The sequence below is a fragment of the Nonomuraea longispora genome, assembly GCF_004348345.1.
Lineage (GTDB): Bacteria > Actinomycetota > Actinomycetes > Streptosporangiales > Streptosporangiaceae > Nonomuraea > Nonomuraea longispora.
This window is the reverse complement of record NZ_SMJZ01000047.1, coordinates 1-23,699: the sequence shown is the minus strand read 5'-3', so window position 1 is coordinate 23,699 and position 23,699 is coordinate 1. Positions and strand designations below refer to the sequence as shown.

The window sequence follows — 23,699 nt, the reverse complement described above, 5'->3', positions numbered from 1 at the left end:
GCGCCGGGCCTGGTTCTCGCCACGCCGGAAACCCAACGCCCGGAAACCCCATCCCCAAAGGAGTGGAGCCATGACCTCAGTCGCCGTCGTCGGCACCGGCACCGTCGGCTCGATGGCCCTGTGGCGGCTGGCCGAGCGCGGCATCCACGCCGTCGGCTTCGACGCCTACGCCCCCGGCCACGACAGAGGGGCCGCCGGAGGCGAGTCGCGCATCTTCCGTACGGCCTACAAGGAGGGGCCCCGCTACGTTCCGCTGCTGCGCGAGGCACGCGGCCTGTGGGCCGAGCTGGAGCGAACCTCGGGACGTCGCCTGCTCGCCCCGGTCGGCGGGGTCACGGCGGGGCCCCGCGAGCACCCCAAGATGCGCGCGGTGCTGGACGCCGCCCGCGCCCACGACCTGCCCGTCGAGGTCCTGAAGGGCGAGCAGGCGCGGCGGCGGGTGCCCGAGCACCCCCTGCGCGACGGCGAGATCATGGTCGTCGACCACGACGCCGGCTTCCTGCGTCCCGAACCCGCCGTCGGCGCCGCGGCCACCGCCGCCGAGCGGGCGGGCGCGCGCGTGGCCCGCTACACACCCGTGCGCGAGCTGCGCGAGGACGCCGACGGCGTCACCGTCCTGGCCGAGGACGGCGAACACCGTTTCACCCACGCGGTGCTGGCCCCCGGCCCGTGGGCGGCGGCGAGCGGCCTGCTGCCCGAGCCGCTCGCCCGCGCCCTGACCACCAGGGCCATCACCTCGACGTGGTTCCCGCGCCGGGACGAGAGCCTGTTCGACCCCGGCCGGTGCCCGGTCGCCATCCGCGTCGGCGAGCCCGCCTACTCGTGTTTCCCGGCCGTCGACGGCGCGGGCGTAAAGATCAACCTGCACGTGCCCTGGGAGGAGATCGCCTCGCCCGCCGCGCTGGCCCGCAGCGTGCCCGTCGCCTACGTCCGGCAGGTGGCACGCGCCGTCGCCGGGACCCTGCCGGGGCTCGGCCCCGACCCGGTGCGGGTGGCGACCTACTGCGACGCCTTCACCCCCGACGGGCACGGGTTGCTCGGCAGGCACGGCCGCACCGTGTTGGCCGCGGCGTTCAGCGGGCACGGGTTCAAGCTCGCCCCCGTCCTCGGCGACATCGTCGCCGACCTGGTCGAGAACGGCGCGACCGCGCGCGACATCGGCCACCTAGCCCCGAACCGCACCCTGCGGAGGTCGCCATGACATCCAGATCGCTGACCGCCGTGCTCCTCGCCGGAGCCCTCGCCCTCACCGCCTGCGGCCCTCCCACGCCGTCCGCCGCACCCGGAACCCTGGTCATCGCCGGGTACGGCGGCTCGTACGAGGAGGCGTTCAAGCAGTCGGTCATCCCCGGCTTCGAGAAGACCTGCTCGTGCAAGGTCACCTACATCGCGGGCAGTTCCACCGACACCGTGGCCAAGCTCAAGGCGCAGCAGGACGCGCCGCAGATCGACGTCGCGCTGATCGACGACGGCGTGCAGAACCAGGCGGTCGAGGCGGGCCTGCTCGCCGAGCTCGACCCGAAGACCGTCACGAACCTGCCCAAGGTGATCGACCTCGCCCGCCTGCCCGGCGACGTCGGCGTCGGCTTCTCCCTGAACGCCACCGGCCTGGCCTACAACACCGACTACTACGCCGAGCACGGCCTGCGGCCCCCCGAGCGCCTGGCCGACCTCGCCGACCCCAAGCTCAAGGGCAAGGTCGTCATGCCGTCCATCACCCAGACGTACGGCCTGGGCGCCCTGCTCATGGCGGCCAAGGTCGGCGGCGGCTCCGAGCAGGACATCGGCCCCGGCTTCACGGGCGTGAAGAAGGTGGCGGCCAACGCCGTCACGTTCGACACCACCGCCGACGTGTCCAACTACTTCCTCCAGGGGCAGGCCGTCGCCACCGTGTGGGGCAACTCGCGGGTGCAGACGCTGGCCAAGAAGGGATTCCCGATCAAGTTCGTCTACCCGGAGGAGGGCGCGCTGCCGTTGATCGCCACCGTCAACGTGGTGAACAAGGCCCCGCACGCCGACCTGGCGCAGAAGTTCGTCAACACGCTGCTCGAACCGTCGGCGCAGCAGGCGATGGCCGCCTCCAACTTCAACGGCCCGGTCGTCGAGGGCGTCACCCTCGGCCCCGCGCTCGCCGAGCAGGTCGTCGGCCAGGAGCGCGCCGCCGACCTGCGCAAGCTCGACTGGGCCACGATCAACAAGAGCCGCTCCGCGTGGACCGACCGCTGGAACAAGGAGATCGAATCGTCATGACCAGGCTGCTCGCCGCGGCGCTGGCCCTCGCCGGGCTCGCGGCCTGCGCTCCGCCCACCCCCGCCGCCTCGCCGGGCAGGCTCGTGGTGGCCGGCTACGGAGGCTCGTACCAGGAGGCCTTCGAGCAGGCCGTGCTGCCCGGCTTCGAGAAGTCCTGCGGCTGCGAGGTCACCTACATCGCCGGCAGCTCCACCGACACCGCGGCCAAGCTCAAGGCCCAGCAGGACGCGCCGCAGATCGACGTGGCCCTCATCGACGACGGGCCGCAGGCCCAGGCGGCCGGGGCCGGGCTGCTGGCCAGGCTCGACCCGGCCAAGGTCACCCGCCTGGGCAAGGTGGAGAAGGTGGCCAGGCTCGACGGGGACGTCGGGGTCGGCTTCGCGCTGACCGCCACCGGGCTCGCCTACAACCGCGACTGGTACGCCGAGCACGGCGTGCCCGCACCCAAGCGCCTGGCCGACCTGGCCGACCCCAGGCTCAAGGGCAAGGTCGTGCTGCCGTCGATCAGCAACACGTACGGCGTGGGCGCGCTCATGCTGGCCGCCCGCGCCGACGGCGGCTCCGAACGGGACGCCGGTCCGGGCTTCGAAGGCGTGAAGAAGGTGGCGGCCAACGCGTTCACCTTCGACACCACGGCCGACGTGTCCAACTACTTCCTCCAGGGGCAGGCCGTCGCCTCCGTCTGGGGCGGGTCGCGGGTGGAGACGCTGGCGGACAAGGACTTCCCGATCGCGTTCGTGCATCCGGAGGGCGGCGCCATCCCGCTGCTGGCCACCGCGAACGTGGTGAACAAGGCGCCGCACCCGGACCTGGCGCAGCAGTTCGTCAACGCCCTCCTGCAGCCGGGCATCCAGAGCAAGCTGGCCGCCGAGGGCTACGACGGGCCGACCGTCACCGACGCCGAGCTCGACCCGGCGGTGGCGGAACGGGTGGTGGGCCCCGAGCAGGCGGCCGAGATGAAGCCGCTGGACTGGACCGTCGTCAACAACGCGCGGTCCGCGTGGACGGACCGGTGGACGAAGGAGGTTGAGCGGTCGTGAAGACCCGCACCACCCGGCAGGAGGGTGAACGCTCGATGAGCACGAGCACCACCGAGATGGCCGCGGACCCGTCCGCGCGGCGCGGGCGGCTGCGCCTGGACGGCGTGCGCAAGGTGCTGGGCGGCAAGGAGGTCGTCTCCGCGGTGGACCTGGAGACCGAGCCGGGCGAGTTCCTCACCCTGCTCGGGCCGTCGGGCTGCGGCAAGACCACCACGCTCAACATGGTGGCCGGGCATCTCAGCGCCGACGGCGGCGTGATCGAGGTGGACGGCACCGACGTCACCGGCACTCCGCCGCACCGCCGCTCCATGGGCATGGTCTTCCAGTCGTACGCCCTGTTCCCGCACATGACGATCGCCGACAACGTGGCGTTCGGCCTGCGGATGCGGAAGGTGCCGGCGGCCGCGCGCAGGAGACAGGTCGAGGAGGTGCTGGAGATGGCCGGCCTCGAGGGCATGGCCGGCCGGCACCCGCGCCAGCTGTCCGGCGGCCAGCAGCAGCGCGCCGCGCTGGCCAGGGCCCTGGTCATCCAGCCCGACCTGCTGCTGCTCGACGAGCCGTTCTCGAACCTCGACGCGCAGTTGCGGGTGCGCCTGCGCGAGGAGGTCGTCGCGCTGCAGCGGCGCATCGGCACCACCACCATCCTCGTCACCCACGACCAGGAGGAGGCGCTGGCGGTGTCCGACCGGATCGCGGTCATGGCCGACGGCGTCATCCACCAGCTCGACCGGCCGCGGGAGATCTACCTGCGGCCGGCCACGGACTTCGTGGCGCAGTTCATCGGCGAGGTCAACGCCCTCGACGGCACCGCGACGGGCGGCGACACCTGCGAGGTCGCGGGGGCGCGGGTCGGCGCCACCCCGGTGGGCGACCCGCCCGCTCCCGGCGCCTGCGTGCGCGTCTACGTGCGGCCCGAGGTCGTACGCGTCCAGACCGGCGGCGACGGGCTCACAGGCACCGTGCGGGAGACCCGCTTCCTCGGCTCGCGCATCCGCTGCGTCGTCGCCACCGGGGCGGGCGACGTGACGGCGGCCCTGCCGTTCGACGCGCGGGTGCCCGCGGAGGGGGAGGAGGTGACCTGCGCATGGCGGCCGTCGGACGCCTCACTGGCGACCAGGTGAGCAGACCCGCGAACCATCCGCGCCGGCGTACGGGCCTGCTGCTCGCGCTGCCCGCCATCGTCATCTTCGCGCTGCTGTTCGTGGCGCCGCTGTTCACGCTGGTGGCCAACAGCTTCAGGACGCAGACGGGCGCGTTCACGATCGGCAACTACGCACGTTTCCTCGGCGACCCGTTCTACCGGGAGGTGTTGTGGAACACCCTCAAGGTCGCCGCCCTCACCACGGTGGGCTGCCTGCTCATCGGCTACCCGTTCGCCCTCTACATGCGCGGCCGCTCACCCCGGGTGCGCAACTGGCTGGCGCTGCTGCTGCTGTCGCCGCTGCTGATCAGCATGGTCATCCGCGCGTACGGCTGGCTCGTGGTGCTCGGGCCGAACGGGCCGGTCGCGGGTGTGCTGGCGTGGTTCGGGATCACCCCGCCGCAGCTGCTCTACAACGACACGGCGGTGCTCATCGGCATGGTCCACGTGATGCTGGCGTACATGGTGCTGCCGCTGATGGGCAGCCTCGACCGGATCGACCCGACACTCGTGCCCGCCGCCAAGGGGCTCGGCGCGTCCGGCTGGACCTGTTTCTGGCGGATCACGCTGCCGCTGTCCGCTCCCGGCATGCTGGCCGGGGCCATGATCGTGTTCAGCCTGACCGCGTCCAGCTTCGTCACCCCCGCGATCCTCGGCGGGCCGAAGGTGAAGCTCATGCCGTACTTCGTCTACACGCAGGCGACGACCACGCTCGACTGGCCGTACGCGGCCGCGATCGGGTTCGTCCTGGTCGTCGTGACGACCGGGCTGCTGCTCGGCTACTCGCGGCTGCTGCGCCGGGGGCGCGGGGAGGTGGTGTTCGGATGACCCGGCTCACCCGCGCGCTCGGCACGGTCTTCGCCGTCCTCGTCGGGCTGTTCCTCATCGCTCCCGTCGCCGTCACCGTGGCCTCCTCGCTCACCACCACCTCGTACGTGACGTTCCCGCCGCAGGGCATCACGCTGCGCTGGTACGCGGAGGTGTTCGGCAAGCCGGAGTTCCTGTCGTCGTTCGTGCTCAGCGCCGGGGTGGCGCTGGCCGCGGCGGCGATCTCCGCGGTGGTCGGGCTGGCCGGCGGGCTGGCCATCCACCGCTACCGCTTCCCCGGCCGCGGCGCGCTGGAGGCGGTGTTGTCCAGCGCGTTCGCGGTGCCGACGATCGTGCTCGGCATCGGGCTGCTGCAGTGGTTCGCGCAGATGGGGCTGGCGTCGAGCCCGCTCACGCTGCTCCTGGCCCACCTCGTGCTGACCGTGCCGTACGCGGTGCGGCTCGTCCTCGCCGGGCTCGCCGGGCTGGACCGGTCGGCGGAGAAGGCCGCCGCCGGGCTGGGCGCGCCGCCGTTCCTGGTGTTCTGGCACGTGACGCTGCCCGCCGTGCGCGGCGCGCTGGTCGGGGGCGCGTTCTTCGCGTTCATTACTTCTTTTGACGATCTCACCGTCGCTCTGTTCGTGGTCACCACCGACCTGCAGACCCTGCCCGTGCGGATCTTCAACTACATGCAGTACGACTACGACCCGACCGTCACCGCCATCGGCACGCTGATGGTGTTGTTCGCCGTGGTCGCGGTCGTCGTCATCGAACGTTTCGTCGGCGTGGCCAGGCTGTTCGGCGCCGACACCGACCACAAGTGAGAGGAGCCACTGTGCGAGTCGTCGTCATCGGTGCGGGGGTGGTCGGGTCCGCGATCGCGGCCGGTCTCACCCGGCGCGGCGCGCAGGTCACCGTACTGGAGGCCCGGACCCCGGGCTCCGGTACGACGTCCACCTCGGTCGCCTGGGTCAACGCCAACAACAAGACCCCGAAGGAGTACTTCGACCTCAACCACGCCGCCGTCTGGGCGCACCACGAGCTGCCCGGCGACTGGCACTTCCCCACGGGCAACCTCGAATGCGCGGTCACCGACGAGCACAAGGGCCTGCTGGAGGAGCGCGTACGGCGGCTGCTCGCCATGGGTTACCCCGTCGAGCGGGTGACCGCCCGGCGGGCGCGGGCGCTGGAGCCCGACCTGGTGCCGCCGCCCGGCGACGCCGAGTACGTGTTCTTCCCCGGCGAGGCGTACGTGCTGCCGCTGCGGCTGCTCGGCCGGCTGCTCGGCGAGGCGCGCGACCGTGGCGCGGTGGTCGAGTGCGGGGCCGAGGTCACCGCCGTGGAGGCGTCCGGCGCGGGCGCCAAGGTGACGCTGGCCGACGGGCGCACGTACGCGGGCGACGTGGTGGTGACGTGCGCCGGCCGCTGGACGCAGCAGGTGGCCGCGCTGGCCGGGGTGGACGTGCCCATGCTCGACCCGGCCGTGTCCGGGACGGTCACCAACGGGTTCCTGGTCACCACGTCGCCGGTGCCCGCCCGGCTGTCCCGGGTGCTCACCACCGGCGCGCTCAACCTGCGCCCCGACGGCGGCGGCCGGCTGCTGCTGCAGTCACTGCGCCTGGACGGGCTGGCCGACCCGGCGCTCCCGGTGCCGGGCGAGGTCGTCGACGAGATCCTCGGCCTGCTGCCGAAGGTGCTGCGCGCCACCGGGGGCGCCACGGCCGAGCGGGCGGTCGTCGGCCAGCGGGCGATGCCGGGCGACGGGCTCACCGTGGCCGGCTTCGCCGACGCCGGCCGGCGCGTGTACACCGTGGCCACGCACAGCGGGGTGACGTTGGCGCCGCTGCTGATGGACGAGGTGGCGGGCGAGCTGTTCGGGGAGGAGTCCGCGCTGCTGGCGCCGTTCCGTCCCGGCCGCTTCGCCGGCGGCGCCGTACGTCCCGCCCCGGCTCCGGCCCGCCGCCCCGGCCAGCAGTGACCGAGGGCCCGGCCGGTTCAGGTCCGGGCCGTCCAGTCCGCCACCCGCCGCAGGAACGTCGTCGCGGTCGGCAGGTGAGCGTCGTCCGGGGACAACACCACGGCGTGGAACGCGTGCGGCATGCCGTCGTAGACGTCGAGCGCCGTGTCGACGCCGGCGGCGGAGGCTGCCTCGGCGAAGCGCCGGGAATCGTCGAGGAGCACCTCGTCGCCGCCCGCGACGATCAGGAGGGGCGGCAGCCCGCGCAGGTCGCCGTAGAGCGGCGACTGCGGCGCCTGGTCCGGCCGGGCCCCCGCGAGATACTGCTCGCCGATGGGGCCCATGATGTCCGGGTCGATGAGGTCGAGGCCCTTGTTGGTGCGGATGGACGGGCTCGAATCCGTGAAGTCGGTGATGGGGGAGACCGCCACGGCGCCCGCCGGCAGGGGGTCGCCGGCCTCGGCGAGCACCAGGAGCGCCGACAGCAGCAACGTCCCGCCGGCCGACTCGCCGGCGAGCAGGATCCGCCCGGCGGGCACGTCCTGGGCGAGCAGGCTCCGGTGGACGGCCACCACGTCATCGACGGCCGCGGGGTAGGGGTGGGCCGGCGCGAGCCGGTAGTCGACGGCGAAGGCGGGGCGGCCCGTCGCCTGGGAGAGGCGATGGGCCATGATCTGCTCCATGGCCGGGTTGCTGTGGGAGAAGCCCCCACCGTGCACGTAGATCGTGACGCCCGCGTCGAGCGTCACTCCGGGCGCGGTGACCCACATGCCGGGGACGCGGCCGGTCCGCGGCAGGACGGGGGTCACGTCGGCGTCGGCGTCGAGCGTGGGCGGGTCGGTGAACAGCGTTCCCAGCCGGGCGCGTACGGCGGCCCTGGCTTCGGGCGTGATGGAGACGTGTGCGAGCTGCACGAAGGATCCCTTCGATCAGGTGGACAAGCGTGGGTGAGCATGGCGTGGCGGCGGCATCGGTGGCCGCGGGCACGCGGGGATGAGCCGGGGGAGACTCATGCGGGTCCGTGCCGGGCGCTGGGCGCCGTCAGGGGCACGGAGACGTCACGCGGTTCGCGGAAGGATCAGGTGAGGTCCGTGCACATGAAGATCAACCCCCGGGTGTCAGGTGCCGCCCACCCGCCGCCGTCCACCTGGCGGCGTCACACGACACGTCGAGCATTACAACCGTGCCGTCCGCGCGGTGTCAAGCGCCGGGTGCGTGCTCACGCCGCGACGTCGGGCCCGGCGGCGGCTGATCGCGGCACCGCGAGGTTCCCGTACAGGCTGAGCGGGTACGCGTACTTCCTCCGGTGAGAAAGGCCTAGGGGTACGTCGATGATCGAGAGGCTGATCGAGCTGGGCGAGTTCGGCGCGGAGGCCGCGGTCGCCCTCACCCGCAACGGGCTGCTGCGCCCGGTCCACCCTGCCGCGCTCGCCCGGGTGGTGGAGGCGTACCGGCATTTCCACGTGACCCCCGCCGCCGGGCTGGCGATGGCGGCGGCGCGCTGGCCGGACCGGCAGGCGATCCTGGACGAGGACGGAGCGCTCACGTTCGCCGAACTGGACGAGCGCGCCGCCGCGCTGGCCGGCGGCCTGTACCACCGGCTCGGCGTGGGAGAGGGGACCACGGTGGCGGTCATGTGGCCCAACCACCGAGGGTTCGCCGAGGCGGTCGCGGCCGTGTCCCGGCTGGGCGCGGACCTGCTGCTGCTCAACACCGGGCTGGCCGGCCCGGCCCTGCGCGACGTGCTGCGCCGCGAACAGGTCGGCGTGCTCATCGCCGCGCCCGGCCTGCCGCCGGTGGACTTCGCCGGTCGGCGCGCCGACGATCTCGACGAGCTCATGCGCTCCGGCGCCCCGCCCGCTCCGGTGCCGAGGCGGCCGGGACGGCTGGTGCTGCTCACCTCGGGCACGACCGGCCTGCCCAAGGGCGCGCCCCGGCGGCTGTCGATGGCGGAACTGGCCGAGCCTTTCGTCTCAATGCTCGCCACCGTGCCGGTGCGCGGCGGCGAGCCGATGCTCATCGCGCCGCCGCTGTTCCACGGGCTCGGCATCCTTTGGTACGCGGTCGCGCTCGTGCTCGGATGTCCCGTCATCCTGATGCGCCGATTCGACCCCGACGCCGTGCTCGACGCCCTGGAGCGGCACCGGGCCGGCGCGCTGGTCGCCGTGCCCGCCATGCTGTCACGGCTGCTGGCCCGCGAGCCCCGCGACCTGCCCGCCCTGCGGGTGGTGGTCTCCGGCGGCGCCGCGCTCCGGCCGGACCTCGCCACCGCGTTCATGGACGCCTACGGCGAGGTGCTGCACAACCTGTACGGCTCCACCGAGGCCGGCTGGGTGGCCCTCGCCACGCCCGGGAACCTGCGGGATGCCCCCGAGACGATCGGCCGCCCGCCGCGCGGCGCCACCGTGCGGATCGCGGGACCGGACGGGGAGGAACTGCCGCCGGGCGAGGTGGGGCGGGTCCTGGTCGGCGGCGGACTGGCGTCTGGCGCGCGGGCGGGCGAGCTGATGAGCACGGGCGACCTGGGGCACCGGGACGAGCGAGGGTTGCTGTTCATCGACGGCCGCGACGACGACATGATCGTCTCCGGCGGGGAGAACGTCTTCCCGCAGGAGGTCGAGAACCTCCTGGCCCGCCTGCCGGGCGTCGCCGACGTGGCCGTGCTGGGCGTGCCCGACGAGGAGTACGGCCAGCGGCTGGCGGCGTACGTGGTCGCGGAGGAGGGCGTCACCCTGTCGGCCGACGAGCTCAGGAGCGCGGTGAAGGCGGAGCTGGCGGGCTTCAAGGTGCCGCGTGACATCGTGTTCGTGCCGTCGGTGCCGCGCAACCCGACCGGCAAGGTCGACCGCGCCCGGCTCACCGGCGACTGACCCAGCCGGCGCCGCGGCCCACCCGACGGGCCGCCGGGCGGACGAGGCGGCGGCCGGTCAGGGGCGGCGGCCGGTCAGGGGCTCAGCGGCGGTGAGGCCGTGCCGTGGGGGTTGTCGATGACGTAGCGCCACCGGCCGTCCGGGCCGCACCGGACGACGTCGGTGGCCGTCCCGGACAGGTCGATCTGGCTGCCGTCCCTCGCGGTGCCGCGCATCGACCAGTCGACGATGAGCAGGGCGATGTCGCCGGCGACGTACACGTGCCTGGGACACGCCTCGATCGGCAGGCCGAAGCTCCGCAGGTGCTCGTTGGCGGCCAGGAGGCCGGCGCCGGCGACGGGATGGCCGGGGACGGGGACGAGCACGGCGTCGTCCTCGTAGACGTGGTCGAGGGCCGCAGGGTCGTGGGTGTTCATGGCCGCCACGAAACGGGCGGCGGCGCCGGCGGGGTCGCCCGCGAGCACGACGTGAGGCCGGGAAGTGTCATGAGTGTCCATGACAAAACGATCATATCACGGGGAGGGTTCGCCGCCGGCGGCGGGGGCGAGGTCGAGCGTGGCCAGAGCGCCGCCTTCCCGCGGGTTGGCGAAGGTGAGCCGGGCGCCCAGGACGGCGGCCTGGCCCGCGGCGATGGTCAGGCCGAGGCCGTGGCCGGGGGTGGTGCGGTCGCCGCCCTTGCGGAACCTCGCCGGCCCGTCGCGCAGCAGGTGGCCGGGGAAGCCGGGGCCACGGTCGCGGACGGTGACGCGGGGTCCGTCGACGACCACGGTGATCGGCGGCCGGCCGTGCCGGGTGGCGTTGGTGAGCAGGTTGGCCAGGATGCGCTCCAGGCGGCGCGGGTCGGTGGCCACGACGGTGCCGACGCGGACCACGACCCGCGCGTCCGGTGCGAGAGCGGCCGCGCGGTGCGTGGTGAACTCCCCGAGCGCGACGTCGGACAGGGCGGGGCGCTCTGTGGCGGTGTCGAGGCGGGCCACCTCCAGCACGTCTTCGACGAGGGCGCGCAGGGCCTTGGTGCGCTCCTGCACGATGTCGGTCATCCTGCCGGGCGGCAGCAGCTCGGCGGCGGTCGTGAGGCCGGTCAGCGGGGTGCGCAGCTCGTGGGCGATGTCGGCGGTGACCCGGCGTTCGGCTTCGAGGCGGGCCTGCAGGGCGCCGGCCATCGCGTCGACGGCGTGGGCGAGCTCGGTGGCCTCGTCGTGGGAGCGGCCGCCGATCGCCGCGCCCACCCGGACGGTGGGGTCGCCGGCGCTGACGTGCCGGGCGGCGGTCGCGGCCCGGCGCAGCCGGTCCGACAGCCGCGCGCCTATCGCGATCCCGGCCAGGGTGCCGCCGGCGACGACCGCGGCCGAGCCCAGCAGCAGGACCCGGTCGAGCGCGGCCAGGTCGCCGAGGCTGTCCCGGTAGTCGGAGCGCAAGGACAGCACGTGGTCGCCGGTGCCGGCCGCCGCCCAGATGAAGGTGCCCTCGGAGGTCTGGCGCAGCGCGGTGGCGACCTTCCCGCCGCGCACCGCCGCCCGCAGGTCTGCGGGCACGGCCGGGTCGTCCAGCCGGCTGCCGAAGGCCGGCTGGCTGCCGCGGTGATATTCGCGCAGCAGCAGCTGGATGCGTTCGGCCTGCAGGCGGTGGGCGTCGTCGGCCTGCTTGCGGGCGTAGGCGAGATGGACGATGAGGCTCAGCGCCACCGCCACGACGACGCTGACCGCGGCGACCGTGGCACTGATCTTCCAGCGCAGGCTCATCCGCCGTGGACCCCTCGCGCGCGGGAACCTCACTCGCCCTCCGCGCGCAGCTTGTAGCCGAAGCCGCGTACCGTCTCGATGCGGTCGCCGCCGATCTTGGTGCGCAGCCGCTGCACGTGGATGTCGGCCAGCCGCGAGTCGCCGCCGTAAGCGTAGTCCCAGACGCTTTCCAGCAGCACGTCCCTGCTGAGCACCACGCCGGGCGACTCGGCGAAGCGCAGCAGCAGCCGCATCTCGGTCGGGGTGAGCGCCACCGGCCTGCCGCCGCGCAGCACCCGCATGCCGTCGACGTCGATCTCCACGTCGCCGAAGCGCAGCGGGCGGGCCCGCCGTCCGGCTGGAGCGCCGCCCTGCGTCGTGCGGCGCAGCACCGCGCGGATGCGGGCCAGCAGGACCGAGCCGTCGAAGGGCTTGGTGACGTAGTCGTCGGCCCCGGCCTCCAGGCCGACGACGACGTCGACGGCGTCGTCGCGGGCCGACACCATGATCACCGGGACGAGGCTCTCCTCGCGGATGCGCCGGCACAGGCTCACGCCGTTCATGCCGGGCAACATCACGTCCAGCAGCACCACGTCGGGAGTGCGGGCGCGGAAGGCCTCCAGCCCGGCCATCCCGTCGGCGGCGGTCGTGACCGTCAGGCCGTCGCGTTCGAGGGTCAGCTGGGTCACTTCCCGGATCACCTCGTCGTCCTCGACGAACAGCACGTGCGGGGTCTCGGCGGCGTCCATGAAATCCCTGTCCATCCTTCGTGTCGTCTCACGCGCCGTCGAGGACGAGCGTGCGGCCGCTCCAGCGAAGCGGCGTCTCCCTCGTGGCGGTCGGGCAGGAGGCGGCGTCGCCCGGCCGGTATTCCGGCCGCACCAGGACCAGGGCGGCGTCGCGGACCTCGACGCGGCTGCCCACGCCCTCGTGGGCGTAGACGCGCCGGTCCGGCTGCCCTCCGGTGAGACGGTAGACGTAGGTGCCACGAGTGCCCTCATAGCCGCAGGCGCGGCCCGGGCAGACGTAGACGGTGACGACCACCAGGTCGACGTGCCCCCAGTCGCCGGACAGGGAGACCTCCTCGGCGTGGACGGGGAACCTGCCGTGCTCACACCGTCTGATCGCGGCCGTCTCCCGCGTGCCCAGGCGCGGATCCTCGCTCAGCACCTGCATCCCGTCCAGGTCGGACCGGGTGCCGGCGGCCGTCTGCGCCGGCGTGGGCGAGGCCGTGCCCTGGCTGGGCTGCCCTTCCACTCGCACCCGCGGATCGATCCCGCACCCGGCCACGACAGCCGACCCGGCCAGGGCCAGCCCGCACAGCACGGCGCCCGCGACGGCGAGCGGTTTTCTCAACGACATGCCGCAGATAATACATTGCCGCGCATTGTTACAAGACCTATGGATTACCGCTGGCATTTCGATGTGAAAGCTGAAATGAATCGACGGCCACCGCCTTTACGGTGGACGCCGTGAAGCTCCTTCGAGGAGCCGAGTGCCGTACCGGCCTGCTCGTCAGGGCCGGTACGGCGGCCGGGAAGCGCCCGCCGGCAAGCCGCGAGGCGTTCCCCCGCGGAGAAATTCCGTGACGCACTGAGAAAGACATCGAATTCGCCGAGCAGGCGGAGAAAGCCGGGACCATGCCCCTGTCTTGGGAGGCCTACCAGAAATGAACCATCCCGTGGACGTTCCCCATGACGCCCCGCCGGGCGCTCAGCCGACGGTCAGCTCCCGGCCCCCACGGGGGCGGCTGCCGGGGCTGGACGCCGTGCGGGCGCTGGCCATCGTCGGCATGGTCTACATGCACGTCAGCCCGACCGGCTGGCTCGGCCCCGCTCCCATGCCGGACAAACCAGGTGTGCTCGACTGGGTCGAGCACACCGTCTCCGGCCGCTCGATGAGCCTGTTCGTGCTGATGGCCGGCATCTCGGTGGCGCTCATGACCGGCGGGCCGGCGCCGTTCGGCGGCGACCGGCTGGCGACGGCCAGGAAACGGCTGGCCGTCCGCGCGGTCATGCTGTTCCTGATCAGCCTGTGCGTGGATCAGCTGTCCGGCATGAACCTGTCGATCCTCGAATTCTACGCCGTGTGGCTGCTGCTGCTGATCCCGCTGGTACGGCTGCGCCCGGGCACGCTGCTGGCGGCCGCCGGCGTCCTCGGGGCCGCGCTCCCCGTCTTCTGCTTCATCGTGCTCAACCACGGCCGCGATTGGGCCATCTCCCCGATGAACAGCGCCGGTGCCGAGCAGGCCTTCGGCCTGGCGGTGCTGCTGAACCCGCAGGACTGGCTCGCGAAGGTGCACCAGCTGCTACTGGGCGGTGGCTTCCAGACGCCGTACGCGATCCCGCTGCTGCTGGCCGGGCTGGCCATCGGACGGCTCGACCTGCGCAGCCGCGCCGTGCGTGCGAAGATGGCCGGCTGCGGCGCGCTGCTCGTGGCCGTCTCCTGGCTGGTGTCGTGGGTGGCGCTCGTCCCGCTGGGCGCCGAGCGGGCGCTGGCGGACATGATGAAGTCCGCGGGCGGGCCGATGGTGCAGCCGTGGGCGTCGGTGCTGACCCTGCCGCCGCACCAGCTGTACGCGCTGAGCATCCCGATGGCGCCGATGATGGTCGGGGTCGGCCTGCTGCTGCTGGCCGGGTTCCTCACGCTGCTGCAGCGGCCGGGCTGGCAGCGGGCGCTGCTGCCGCTGACCGCCGCGGGAAGCCTGTCGCTGACGTGGTACGCCGCCCACCAGGTCGTCATCGAGCGGACGGCCGGCGACCCGCCCTACGCCTTCACCCTGTTCGCCGGCATGGTCGTCTTCGCCTTCGTCTTCTCGCCGCTGTGGCTGCGATGGATCCAGCGCGGGCCGCTGGAATGGCTGGTGCACCGGGTCACCGTCATGGTCGCACGCGACCAGGCGACTGCCAGGCACAAGGCCACATAGGCGGAGGCGTGCGGCCGGGCCAAAGGCGCCCCAGCGCTCGGTCCCGGCCGCCCTGCTCACCGCCTGCGGCGGCCGGCCGGCAACAGGACGCACGCGAGGGCTCCGAGCACGACGGTGGCGAGTCCTGAGACGCCGAGCGTCGCCTGCGCGCCCAGCGCCGTCGTGACCGGCCCGCCCAGAGCGGTGCCGAGCGGCGCTGCCGTGAGCAGCGCCGCGCTGCGGGCGGCCAGCATCGCGGCCAGGTGCTCCGGCGGCGCCTTGGCCTGCATGAGCGTCACCGACAGCGCCACGAACGGCCCGTAGACGGCGCCGCCGAGCCCGAAGCACACGACGGTCACGGCCGTCGGCGCGCCGAACCCGAACGGCAGCAGCAGGATCCCCCAGCCGAGCACGATGCCGACGGTCACGGGCCAGAGCGGCAGCCGCCGCAGCGCGCCGACGGCCAGCCCGCCGAACACGGCTCCGACGCCGAACACCATCCAGTACAGGCCGAGCAGCGTGCCCGGCGCGCCCAGATCGTGGGTCACGTGGAGCGGCAGTGCCACCTCGACCGGGCCGTACAGCAGGTTGAAGAACCAGGTGAGCGTCAGCAGCCCGAGCAACTCGGGATGGGAGCGCAACAACGCGAGCCCGCCGCGGGCGGCCGTCCGGTCGACGGGGGAGACCCGCCCCGATCCGGGCAGGCGGGTGCGCAGCACGACCACGGCGAGGAAGACGTAGGTGAGGGCGTCCAGGCCGACCACGAGCGCCGTGCTCACGTACGTCACCAGCACACCCGCGATCGCGGGCCCGGCGATCGTGGCGGCGAATTCGAGCGAGCTGACGAGGGTGTTCGCGGCGAGCCGATGCTCGCCCGGCAGCAGCTCGGCCAGCAGCGTGTACTTGGCCGCGCTGCCCCACGCGTGCAGTAGGGACGAGACCGCGAGCAGCGCGACGTACAGCGGCAGGCTGAGGAGCCCCGCGAACCAGGCGAGCGGCACGACGCCGAGGAACACGCCGCGCACCACGTTGTCGGCGAGCAGCACCCACCTGGCCGGCACCCGTCGCAGGCGCCGGCCCAGCACCAGCGCGCCGGCCACGCCCGGCATCGTGTACGCGGCCACCGCGCCGCCGACCCACAACCCCGCGCTCGCCTGCGGCGCGAGCTCGATGGCGAGCCATGCCACGGCGACGAAGCTCATGCCGTCCCCGAGATAGGAGACGGCGAAGCCGAGGATCAGCCGCCGGAACAGTCGGTGGGCGAGCACCGGCCGGTAGGCGGCGGGGACGAGACGTCGGAGCACGGAAGGCGCGTGCGAGACCATGAGCGGCGGATCGGCTCAGCGCGGGTCCCGGACGCGGCGCGAGGCCGTCCGCCGGAGCGCGGGGCTCGCCGGGTCGTGCGGAATGGAGGTGGTGTGAACCGTGATGTGCATGGTCATCAGGTTATGGGTCGCTATGAGAGCGATGCTTCTCGAAAACTGACCGGTCGCCTCGACGGGCCGCGAGGGCGGGCCCCGGCGACGGCCCGGGGTTCACGCGGCGGAGGCGCGGGCCCGGTCCAGGATGCCCAGCGTCAGATCCTCCTGCACGTCCTCCAGGTTCCACCGGGAGTCGCGGTAGGCGTGGTTGCTGACCCAGAACGTCATCACGCCGTCGTCCAGCGACCTGGCGTACGACGCCAGCGACCAGGAGTTGCCGCCGTCGTGCCAGGCGATCCGGCCGTCGCCGGTGCCGTGCATGCTCCAGCCGTACGCGTACGACTCGTCGGAGTCGGGCATCGGCGCGTACGGGGTGAACAGCTTGTCCTTGGCACCGCCGGGCAGGACGGTGTCGCCGATCAGCGCGCGGTGCCAGCGGAACATGTCGCGGGCGGTGGACAGCATGCCGCCGTTGCCGCGCAGGTTCCAGTAGGGGCCGTCCGGTGCCCGCGGATGTTCGTCGGGCCGGCCCTTCGCGCGGCCACCGGCGTCGTACTCCACGGCCATCCGGCTGCGGTCCCAGTGGGGCAGCACGTACCCGGTGCTGGTCATCCCGGCGGGGGCGAACAGGTGCTCGGCCAGGAACTCCTCGTAGCCGAGGCCGGAGACCTTCTCGATGATCGCGGCGAGCACGCTGTAGCCGGCGTTGGAGTAGCGGAACCGTTCGCCGGGGGCCGACAGCGGTGCGGAGGCCAGCGCCCGGGCCAGCAGACCCTCGCGCGACAGCACTTCGTAGTCGTCGCCCAGCGACTCGGGAAGGCCCGCCGTGTGGGTCAGCAGGTGGTGCACGGTGATCCCCTGTTTGCCGGGCGGGACCTGCCCGAGGTGGGCGCTGATCGGGTCGCTGGTGCGCAGCCTGCCCATCGTCTCGAGCTTCAGGATCGCGGCCGCGGTGAACTGCTTGGTGATCGACATGACGTCGTACACCGTGTCGCAGGCCGCGGGGGTCCCGGCGGCGCGGTCGGCCAGGCCGAAGCCCTCACAGTCCACGATGCGGTCGCCGCGCGCCGCGATGACCGTGCCGCCCGGCCCTTCCGGCAGCGTCCTGGCCAGGAAGTCGGATATCGGTTCGTCGGCGGCGGGCGAGCACGCGGTCATCGCGAGCACGAGCAACAGCAGCGCACCTGTACGCATGGGGCCTCCAGCGATCGGAAGGCACCAGTTGACTCTCGCCGCCAGGACTGATCAACATGTCGGGGTGTCCGGGTTCGTACGGGACACCGTACGTCCAGGTCAGCGTCCCGGGCCCGCACCCGCAGATCGACACAGGAGCCGATCATGACCACCACACCGCCGCCGCCACCGGTCACCGGCGAGGCCGCATTCATGCAGGAACTCCGCCGGCTCAAGGCGTGGTCGGGCCAGAGCTTCCGGCAGCTCGAACGCCGCGCGTCCGCCGCCGGGGACGTGCTGCCCTCCTCCACCGCCTCCACCATGCTCGGCAGGAACCGGCTGCCCCGGCACGAGGTGCTCGTGGCGTTCGTCCGGGCCTGTGGCCTCGACGAGGAGCAGGTGCGAGCCTGGGCGGACGCCCGCGCCGCCATCGCCGGGGCTGTGGCCGCTCCGGCAGCCGCTCCGTCGGCCCGTCCGGAGTGGCCGACGGAGGGGCCGCCACGGCGGTGGGCGGCGCCGACCCGGGGGTGGCGGGTCGTCGCCGCGGCGGCGGCTCTGGTGGCGGCTCTGGTGGCGGCCTTCGCCGGAGGGGCGGTCCTGACGTTCGGAGGCGACGCGATCGAGACGTACGAGACGACCGTCGTACGCTGACCCCGGCCCGGGTCAGAAGGCGTTGACGAGGACGACGTACACGGTGGTGCCGATGCCGACGCTCAGGATCGTGCGGCGGCCGAAGGCGAGATGGGCGCCCGCGGTGACGGCCACGGCGAGCAGCGCGGGCAGCGCCGCCCGTGGTTCCGCGGTGATGGTGCCGTGCAGGGCGGTGACGGCGAGGATCGCGAGGATGCCCACCGGCATCCACATCGCCAGGTGCCGTGCCGTCGCCGACGTGCGGAGCCCGCGCAGCGCCGCGAAGGGAACGGCGCGCAGGGCGAAGGTGATGCCGAAGACGATCGCGAGGACGGCGAGCAGGTAGGGCGTGCTAGGCACTGCCGGCCACCTCCTGGGGGCGGCCCGCGTTCCGGCGGGCGGCGAGCGCGTGGCGGGCCAGCAGCAGGGCGAGGAACAGCAGCAGCGCGGTGAACAGGGCTGCTTCCGGGGTCAGCACGAGCGCTGCCGCGACGCTCGCCCCGGCCAGCACGACGGAGGGGAGCTCGCTGCGCGAGCGGACCGCGTCCAGGGCGAGCGCGGTGAACAGGGCGCACAGGGCGAATTCCAGGCCCTTGACCGGGCCGGGCAGGGCCGTGCCGAGCGCGACGCCGGCCAGGCCGCCGCCGATCCAGTACGCCTCGCAGGCGACCTGCATCGCCAGCAGCCGGGGCGCCGAGCGTTCGGCCTCGGGCAGGGCGGCGTTGACCGCGTACGCCTCGTCGATCATCGCGTAGACGGCGTACGCCTTGGCCAGCGGGTGCCTGACCACGTGCAGCGGGAAGGAGAAGGCGTAGAAGACGTGGCGGAAGTTGACCACCAGGACGGTCAGGGCGATCGCGCCCAGCGGCGTGACCGTGGCCGCCATCCCCACCACCAGCAGCTCCACGGAGCCGGCGAACGCGGACAGCGACAGGGCGGGGGCCAGCCACCAGGGCAGGCCGGCCTGGACGACCATCAGCCCGAGCGCGACCCCCAGCGGGAGGATGCCCAGCCCGGCGGAGAACGAGTCGCGCACCCCCGCGGCGAGCTGCTGCCGCCGGGTGGCTGGGACGGACGCTGGGACGGACGCTGGGAGGGACGCTGGGAGGGACATGGTGACCTGCGGGGGAACGTGTTCTCGCACTTCTCAATGGTCTCGCGAAACACGTGCCATGTGGTTGCCGGAATTGCCCGTCAAGCGGCTTGTGGTGCAATCTTCTCACCGTGGATGCGATCGACCGAGCAATAATCAGCGAGCTGGAGCGCGAAGGGCGCCTGACGAATGTCGAGCTGGCCCACCGGGTCGGGCTCACCACGGGGCCGTGCCTGAGACGCGTCCAGCGGCTGGAGGCCGACGGCGTCATCCGCGGCTACCGGGCCGTCATCGACCCCGCCGCCGTGGGGAGGTCCTTCGAGGTGCTGATCGACCTCACCCTCGACTCGCAGGACGCGGGGACCGTGGAGCGCTTCGAGCGCACCCTGGCGCAGGCCGAGGAGGTCGTCGAGCTGCGCCGCCTGTTCGGCACCCCCGACTACTTCATGCGCGTGGCCGTCGCCGACCTGGCCGCCTACGAGACCTTCCTCAGCCAGTACGTCATGACGGTCCCGGGCGTGAGGGGCGTCACGTCGAACTTCACGATGAAGAACATCAAGTCGGCCCCGTGACGGCGGGCTGGATCCAGCCCGCCTCCCACGCGCGGTGGGCGGCCGCGTGGCGGGAGGTGTCCTCGGTCAGCGCGGAGGCGACGATGTCGGGCCGGTGCTCGCGCGCCAGGCGTACCGCGTCGGCCGAGGTGGCCGCCTCGGCGGCCACCTCAAGGTCATCTCCACGTCGAACGCCCCCACACCTGTGGCGCGACGCGACCGGAGTCACCTCCATCGACCGCGTGGTCGTGCAGGTGTGCCGCTACAGCAACTCCCCGTTCGGAACCAGCTACTGCGGCCAGGCGGCCGAGTACAAGATGCCCTGAGGCGTGAACGGGGCGGCATCCTGGCCGGGTGCCGCCCGCGCGCCCTTGTCCGGCGCGTGAGCTTACTTGACGCCGCAGGCGGGCAGGCGGATGCACGGGGGCCGCGATCGGCTGGGAGGCGTCATGGTCACTTCGCGAGGCGTCTTCAGGCGCAAACCGGTGGAGCAGATCGCCACCGAACACGAGGGGGAACTCGCCAGGACACTGGGGTTGTGGCAGCTGACCGCCATCGGCGTGGGCGGCATCATCGGTGCGGGCATCTTCGCGCTGGCCGGCGCGGTCGCCAACGAGACCGCGGGACCCGCCGTGCTGGTGTCGTTCCTCATCGCGGGTGTCGCCAGCGCCGCCGCCGCGCTGTCCTACGCCGAGTTCGCGGGAATGATCCCGAAGGCCGGGTCCGCCTACACCTACGGGTACGCCGTCCTGGGGGAGATCGTCGGCTGGTTCATCGGCTGGGACCTGCTGCTGGAGTACACCGCGATCGTCGCGGTCGTCGCCATCGGCATCTCCGGCTATTTCGGCTTCCTCGTCCAGGAGCTGGGGTTCGGGCTGCCCGCGTGGATGCTCGGCGCCCCCGGCACCGGCGAGGGACGCGTGGTGGACCTGTTCGCGGTGCTGCTCTGCCTGCTCATCGCCTTCCTGCTGAACCTCGGCATCCGCGCCGCCGCCCGGTTCGAGACGTTCGTGGTGGGGCTGAAGGTCGCGGTCGTGCTGCTCGTCATCGTGGTCGGCTTCTTCCACATCAACACCGCCAACTATCACCCCTTCTTCCCGTACGGGATCGGCGGGGCCATCACCGGGGCCGCCACCGTGTTCTTCGCGGTGTTCGGCTACGACGCGATGAGCACGGCGGCCGAGGAGTCACGCGACGCGCAGCGGCACATGCCCAAGGCGATCATCTACTCCCTCATCATCGCCATGGTGCTGTACGTGCTGGCCACGCTCGTGCTGACCGGCATGCAGAACTACCGGGAGATCGACCCCGAGAGCGGCTTCTCCTCGGCGTTCGTCTCGGTCGGGCTGTCCGGGCTGGCGTCGGTGATCGCGGTGGGCGCCATCATCGGCATCCTCACCGTCATGTTCACGTTCATGCTCGGCGTGACCCGCGTGTGGTTCTCGATGAGCCGTGACGGGCTGCTGCCGCAGTGGTTCGCCAAACTGCACCCGGTACGGCGCGTGCCCTCGCGCGTCACCTGGATCGTGGGCGTCGCCTCCGCCGTGATCGCCGGGTTCCTGCCCATCCAGGAGGCCGCCGAGCTGACGAACATCGGCATCCTGCTGGCGTTCGTCGTCGTGTGCCTGGCCGTGATCGTGCTCCGTTACCGCCGGCCCGGCCTGCGCCGGCAGTTCCGCACGCCCGGGATGCCGGTCGTGCCGGCCGTCGGGGTGCTCTTCTCGATCTGGCTGATCACCTTCCTGGATCCGGTGACCTGGCTGCGCTTCGCCGCCTGGTTCGTGCTGGGGCTGGTCATCTACTTCGCCTACAGCCGCCGGCACTCCGCCCTCGAACAACCGCCGGCCGGGCCGGGCGAGCGCTGACGTACCGGACTGTGTGCCCGCGATCACACCGGGAAGGTGTCACGAAGCGAGGGCCGCGGGAGTCATGAGAGGGACATGACCCTCACAGTCAAGGAACGATCATGACCGATACCCGTACCGCTCTCCTGCGTGACCTGCACAAGCCCGGTGACCCGCTGATCCTGCCGAACGTGTGGGACGCGGGCAGCGCCACCGTCGTGGCCGAGGCCGGCTTCCCCGCCCTGGCGACGGCCAGCGCGTCCATCGCCGCCCTGCTGGGGCGCGGCGACCACCAGCAGGCGCCTGTCGAGGAGATGCTCGACATGGCCGCCAGGATCATCAGGGCCGTGGACGTACCGGTGACCGTCGACGCCGAGGGCGGCTACGGCCTGCCGGCCGGCGAGCTCGTCGAACGGCTCACCGCCATCGGCGCGGCCGGGTTCAACATCGAGGACACCGACTACCCGGGTGGAGGGCTGGTCGACGCCGGCACGCAGGCCGAGCGCATCGCCGCGCTCCGGGAGGCGGGCCCCGACCTGGTGATCAACGCGCGGATCGACGTGTTCCTGACCGGCTCGACGTCGGCCGAGGAGGTCGCGGAACGCGGGCGTCGCTACCTGGAGGCCGGCGCCGACTGCGTCTTCCCCATCCTGGCCCCGTCGGAGGAGGTGGTCGGCGACCTGGTGGAGGCCGTCGCCGGGCCGGTCAACGTCACCTGCATGCCCGGCATGGACCTGGACAGGCTGGCCTCCCTCGGCGTCGCCCGCGTCTCGTTCGGCCCGTTGACGTACCTGACCGCGCTGGACGCGCTCAAGGCCATGGCGGGCCGCATCCGCGCGGGCGGGGACCCGTACGCGGCCTGACCGGCGCGCGGAGGGCGGGCCGGCCCTCCGCGCGTCAGGCGGAGGCGCGGCCCAGGGCCCGCAGCTCGTCGGGGGAGAGCGCCGAGACGTTCTGGTCGACGGGGGAGTCGGAGTACTGGTGGATGGTCCAGGTTTTCCAGTCGGCGGGCGGCGTCACCATCCCCTTAGGCTTGCTGTAGTGGGCCACCCACAGCGGGTACTCGGCCAGGCCCTTGCCGTGGGTGTCGGCGAAGTTCCAGCCGCTGTAGAACATCGGGGTAACCCCCGTCTCGGCCTTCACGTGCGACAGCCAGGCCTTGGCCCAGGCGTTGACCTCCTCGACGGACTTGCCGTCGGTGGTCTCCAGGTCCAGCACCAGCAGGTCACCGGGCTGGGAGGACTGCGAGTTCACCATGGACAGGAAGTGCTCGGCCTCGGCGATGGGGTCGTTGGCGGGGTGCCCGTAGTGGTACGCGCCGCGCACGATGCCCTTCTTGCCCAGCTCGCTCCAGTGCCGGGCGAAGGCGGCGTCACGGAAGTCGGTTCCTTCGGTGGCCTTGATGATGCCGAACTGTGCGGGGCTGGCTGCCCAGTCGTGCTGCGGCTGGTAGTTGGACACGTCCTGGCCGTAGGTGAGCGTCGGCTGCTGGGCCGCCTGGGCCGAGTCCGGCTCGACGGGGGACGCGTACGCGGGCGCGGTCGCGCCCGACAGGGCGGCGGTTCCGGCGAGCAGGGCGCCGGCGGCGGAAAGGGTGAGGCGTCGGGTGAGTTCGCGCATGGGGGATTGACTCCTTGCTTCCATGTGCCTACCGGGTTAGCTGACGGGTTCGGACGTGGAAGTGCCCTACGCACGCGGCCGTCGGCCGGCGTGCGATTCACCCCGGAAAGGTGGGTCCCCGGTTCCGCGCTGTGCGGATTCGGCCTGTCAATGTCGCGGCAAAGGGCTGGGCTAACGATCACCGTCGGCCTCTGCCGTAATCCCCAGAAAGGTATATACAGCCCCATAAACGCTGCAAGCGGTATAAATCCCCATGCAATGTGTTTTTACCTTGAGAAGCCCTGGACCGCCGTGTGCGCAGACGTTCCAGGGCTTTGGCAAAATTTCCGGCACCGTACGCTGGCCCCCACCGTACGGCCCCGCGCCTGATGAGTACGCCGGACCATGCCGACCAGGTCCTGCGGCTCGGGACCCGCGAGGTCGGTGGGCGCCGGCCCGGCTCGGATGATCCGCCGATGCGGACGCCGCATGAATGCCGGCGCGCGACTACGGGACGGTCGCCCGCCACGGCCGGCGATGACGCCCCCGCACGCGGGATGTGGGGCGGGTGTCACGTTGCCAAGGTGAAGCGCACGAACGGTATGTGCCGGCCCACCTCCAGGTAGTCCGCCACGCTGCCGTCCACCTCGAAACCCATGATTTTGCAGAGCTGACGGGCGGCGGCGGGGTGGCGGGG

General features: G+C 72.6%; 24 protein-coding genes and 1 riboswitch. Of the genes, 13 read left to right on the top strand and 11 right to left on the bottom strand.

All coding sequences use genetic code 11. From position 1 onward, the window contains the following. Positions 1-70: 70 nt before the first annotated feature. The 7 genes from solA to E1267_RS14905 are packed head-to-tail and all read left to right on the top strand — an operon-like array spanning position 71 to position 7,216. A complete protein-coding gene (gene solA / locus E1267_RS14935) occupies positions 71-1,201 on the top strand; it encodes an N-methyl-L-tryptophan oxidase (RefSeq protein WP_132333050.1) in 1,131 nt (376 codons plus the stop codon). Beyond that, positions 1,198-2,250, top strand: a complete 1,053-nt coding sequence (locus tag E1267_RS14930) for an ABC transporter substrate-binding protein (RefSeq protein WP_132333049.1) — start codon at positions 1,198-1,200, stop codon at positions 2,248-2,250. The genes solA and E1267_RS14930 overlap by 4 nt, the downstream gene beginning before the upstream one ends. Continuing rightward, entirely contained in the window at positions 2,247-3,290 is a 1,044-nt protein-coding gene (locus E1267_RS14925) for an ABC transporter substrate-binding protein (RefSeq protein ID WP_132333048.1), read from the top strand. Before E1267_RS14930 ends, E1267_RS14925 begins: the two co-directional genes overlap by 4 nt. Continuing rightward, entirely contained in the window at positions 3,287-4,411 is a 1,125-nt protein-coding gene (locus E1267_RS14920) for an ABC transporter ATP-binding protein (RefSeq protein ID WP_181957803.1), read from the top strand. Before E1267_RS14925 ends, E1267_RS14920 begins: the two co-directional genes overlap by 4 nt. Then, positions 4,408-5,259: an ABC transporter permease gene (locus tag E1267_RS14915; protein ID WP_138198779.1), complete on the top strand. Its 852-nt coding sequence runs from the start codon at positions 4,408-4,410 to the stop codon at positions 5,257-5,259. Before E1267_RS14920 ends, E1267_RS14915 begins: the two co-directional genes overlap by 4 nt. Further along, entirely contained in the window at positions 5,256-6,062 is an 807-nt protein-coding gene (locus E1267_RS14910) for an ABC transporter permease (protein ID WP_132333046.1), read from the top strand. The genes E1267_RS14915 and E1267_RS14910 overlap by 4 nt, the downstream gene beginning before the upstream one ends. 11 nt (positions 6,063-6,073) lie before the next feature. Further along, complete coding sequence (locus E1267_RS14905) at positions 6,074-7,216, top strand: NAD(P)/FAD-dependent oxidoreductase (RefSeq protein ID WP_132333045.1); 1,143 nt, start codon at positions 6,074-6,076, stop codon at positions 7,214-7,216. Between the two features lie 17 nt (positions 7,217-7,233). Here the strand turns inward: E1267_RS14905 and E1267_RS14900 are convergent, their stop codons facing one another. Further along, positions 7,234-8,109 (bottom strand): alpha/beta hydrolase, encoded by an 876-nt coding sequence (locus E1267_RS14900; protein WP_246063879.1) that lies wholly within the window; start codon positions 8,107-8,109, stop codon positions 7,234-7,236. Positions 8,110-8,526: 417 nt separating this feature from the next. Here E1267_RS14900 and E1267_RS14895 point away from each other — a divergent pair, with 417 nt between their 5' ends. Next, a complete protein-coding gene (locus tag E1267_RS14895) occupies positions 8,527-10,065 on the top strand; it encodes an AMP-binding protein (protein WP_132333044.1) in 1,539 nt (512 codons plus the stop codon). A 74-nt stretch (positions 10,066-10,139) separates the two neighbouring features. Here E1267_RS14895 and E1267_RS14890 read toward each other — a convergent pair whose 3' ends face one another. The 4 genes from E1267_RS14890 to E1267_RS14875 are packed head-to-tail and all read right to left on the bottom strand — an operon-like array spanning position 10,140 to position 13,148. Continuing rightward, positions 10,140-10,562, bottom strand: a complete 423-nt coding sequence (locus tag E1267_RS14890; protein ID WP_132333043.1) for a YybH family protein — start codon at positions 10,560-10,562, stop codon at positions 10,140-10,142. Positions 10,563-10,577: 15 nt separating this feature from the next. Further along, positions 10,578-11,807 (bottom strand): sensor histidine kinase, encoded by a 1,230-nt coding sequence (locus E1267_RS14885; protein ID WP_132333042.1) that lies wholly within the window; start codon positions 11,805-11,807, stop codon positions 10,578-10,580. 29 nt (positions 11,808-11,836) lie between these two features. After that, positions 11,837-12,550 (bottom strand): two-component system response regulator CseB, encoded by a 714-nt coding sequence (gene cseB, locus E1267_RS14880; protein ID WP_281283633.1) that lies wholly within the window; start codon positions 12,548-12,550, stop codon positions 11,837-11,839. A 13-nt stretch (positions 12,551-12,563) separates the two neighbouring features. Beyond that, on the bottom strand, positions 12,564-13,148 hold the full coding sequence (locus tag E1267_RS14875; RefSeq protein ID WP_132333041.1) for a hypothetical protein: 585 nt from the start codon (positions 13,146-13,148) through the stop codon (positions 12,564-12,566). A gap of 319 nt (positions 13,149-13,467) precedes the next feature. On the opposite strand from E1267_RS14875, the gene E1267_RS14870 reads away from it, so the two are divergent. Continuing rightward, complete coding sequence (locus tag E1267_RS14870; RefSeq protein ID WP_165959622.1) at positions 13,468-14,712, top strand: DUF418 domain-containing protein; 1,245 nt, start codon at positions 13,468-13,470, stop codon at positions 14,710-14,712. A 56-nt stretch (positions 14,713-14,768) separates the two neighbouring features. On the opposite strand, the gene E1267_RS14865 is transcribed toward E1267_RS14870, so the two are convergent. Both E1267_RS14865 and E1267_RS14860 read right to left on the bottom strand, forming a co-directional pair. After that, positions 14,769-15,995 carry an MFS transporter gene (locus tag E1267_RS14865; RefSeq protein ID WP_220449493.1) on the bottom strand — a complete coding sequence of 409 codons (1,227 nt, stop codon included), beginning with the start codon at positions 15,993-15,995 and terminating at the stop codon, positions 14,769-14,771. Positions 15,996-16,226: 231 nt separating this feature from the next. Further along, a complete protein-coding gene (locus tag E1267_RS14860) occupies positions 16,227-17,306 on the bottom strand; it encodes a serine hydrolase domain-containing protein (RefSeq protein ID WP_132333038.1) in 1,080 nt (359 codons plus the stop codon). A 144-nt stretch (positions 17,307-17,450) separates the two neighbouring features. Between E1267_RS14860 and E1267_RS44335 the strand changes: the two genes are divergently transcribed. After that, positions 17,451-17,936, top strand: coding sequence for a helix-turn-helix domain-containing protein (locus E1267_RS44335; RefSeq protein ID WP_165959621.1), 486 nt, complete (start codon positions 17,451-17,453; stop codon positions 17,934-17,936). A gap of 12 nt (positions 17,937-17,948) precedes the next feature. On the opposite strand, the gene E1267_RS14855 is transcribed toward E1267_RS44335, so the two are convergent. After that, entirely contained in the window at positions 17,949-18,275 is a 327-nt protein-coding gene (locus E1267_RS14855) for a branched-chain amino acid transporter permease (protein WP_132333037.1), read from the bottom strand. Continuing rightward, positions 18,268-19,059 (bottom strand): AzlC family ABC transporter permease, encoded by a 792-nt coding sequence (locus E1267_RS14850; protein WP_246063877.1) that lies wholly within the window; start codon positions 19,057-19,059, stop codon positions 18,268-18,270. The genes E1267_RS14855 and E1267_RS14850 overlap by 8 nt, the downstream gene beginning before the upstream one ends. Positions 19,060-19,139: 80 nt before the next feature. Here E1267_RS14850 and E1267_RS14845 point away from each other — a divergent pair, with 80 nt between their 5' ends. Beyond that, entirely contained in the window at positions 19,140-19,580 is a 441-nt protein-coding gene (locus E1267_RS14845) for an Lrp/AsnC family transcriptional regulator (RefSeq protein ID WP_132333036.1), read from the top strand. Here the strand turns inward: E1267_RS14845 and E1267_RS45320 are convergent. Then, positions 19,564-19,728, bottom strand: coding sequence for a hypothetical protein (locus E1267_RS45320; RefSeq protein WP_181957802.1), 165 nt, complete (start codon positions 19,726-19,728; stop codon positions 19,564-19,566). The genes E1267_RS14845 and E1267_RS45320 overlap by 17 nt on opposite strands. Positions 19,729-20,008: 280 nt before the next feature. On the opposite strand from E1267_RS45320, the gene E1267_RS14835 reads away from it, so the two are divergent. After that, the gene (locus E1267_RS14835) at positions 20,009-21,424 is read left to right on the top strand and encodes an amino acid permease (protein ID WP_132333035.1); all 1,416 of its coding nucleotides are present in this window, start codon (positions 20,009-20,011) and stop codon (positions 21,422-21,424) included. A 101-nt stretch (positions 21,425-21,525) separates the two neighbouring features. After that, positions 21,526-22,266 carry an isocitrate lyase/PEP mutase family protein gene (locus E1267_RS14830; protein ID WP_132333034.1) on the top strand — a complete coding sequence of 247 codons (741 nt, stop codon included), beginning with the start codon at positions 21,526-21,528 and terminating at the stop codon, positions 22,264-22,266. 34 nt (positions 22,267-22,300) lie between these two features. Here the strand turns inward: E1267_RS14830 and E1267_RS14825 are convergent, their stop codons facing one another. Continuing rightward, positions 22,301-23,023 carry a glycoside hydrolase family 25 protein gene (locus E1267_RS14825; RefSeq protein WP_165959620.1) on the bottom strand — a complete coding sequence of 241 codons (723 nt, stop codon included), beginning with the start codon at positions 23,021-23,023 and terminating at the stop codon, positions 22,301-22,303. Positions 23,024-23,033: 10 nt separating this feature from the next. Beyond that, positions 23,034-23,178, bottom strand: a riboswitch (cyclic di-AMP (ydaO/yuaA leader). Positions 23,179-23,699: the final 521 nt, after the last annotated feature.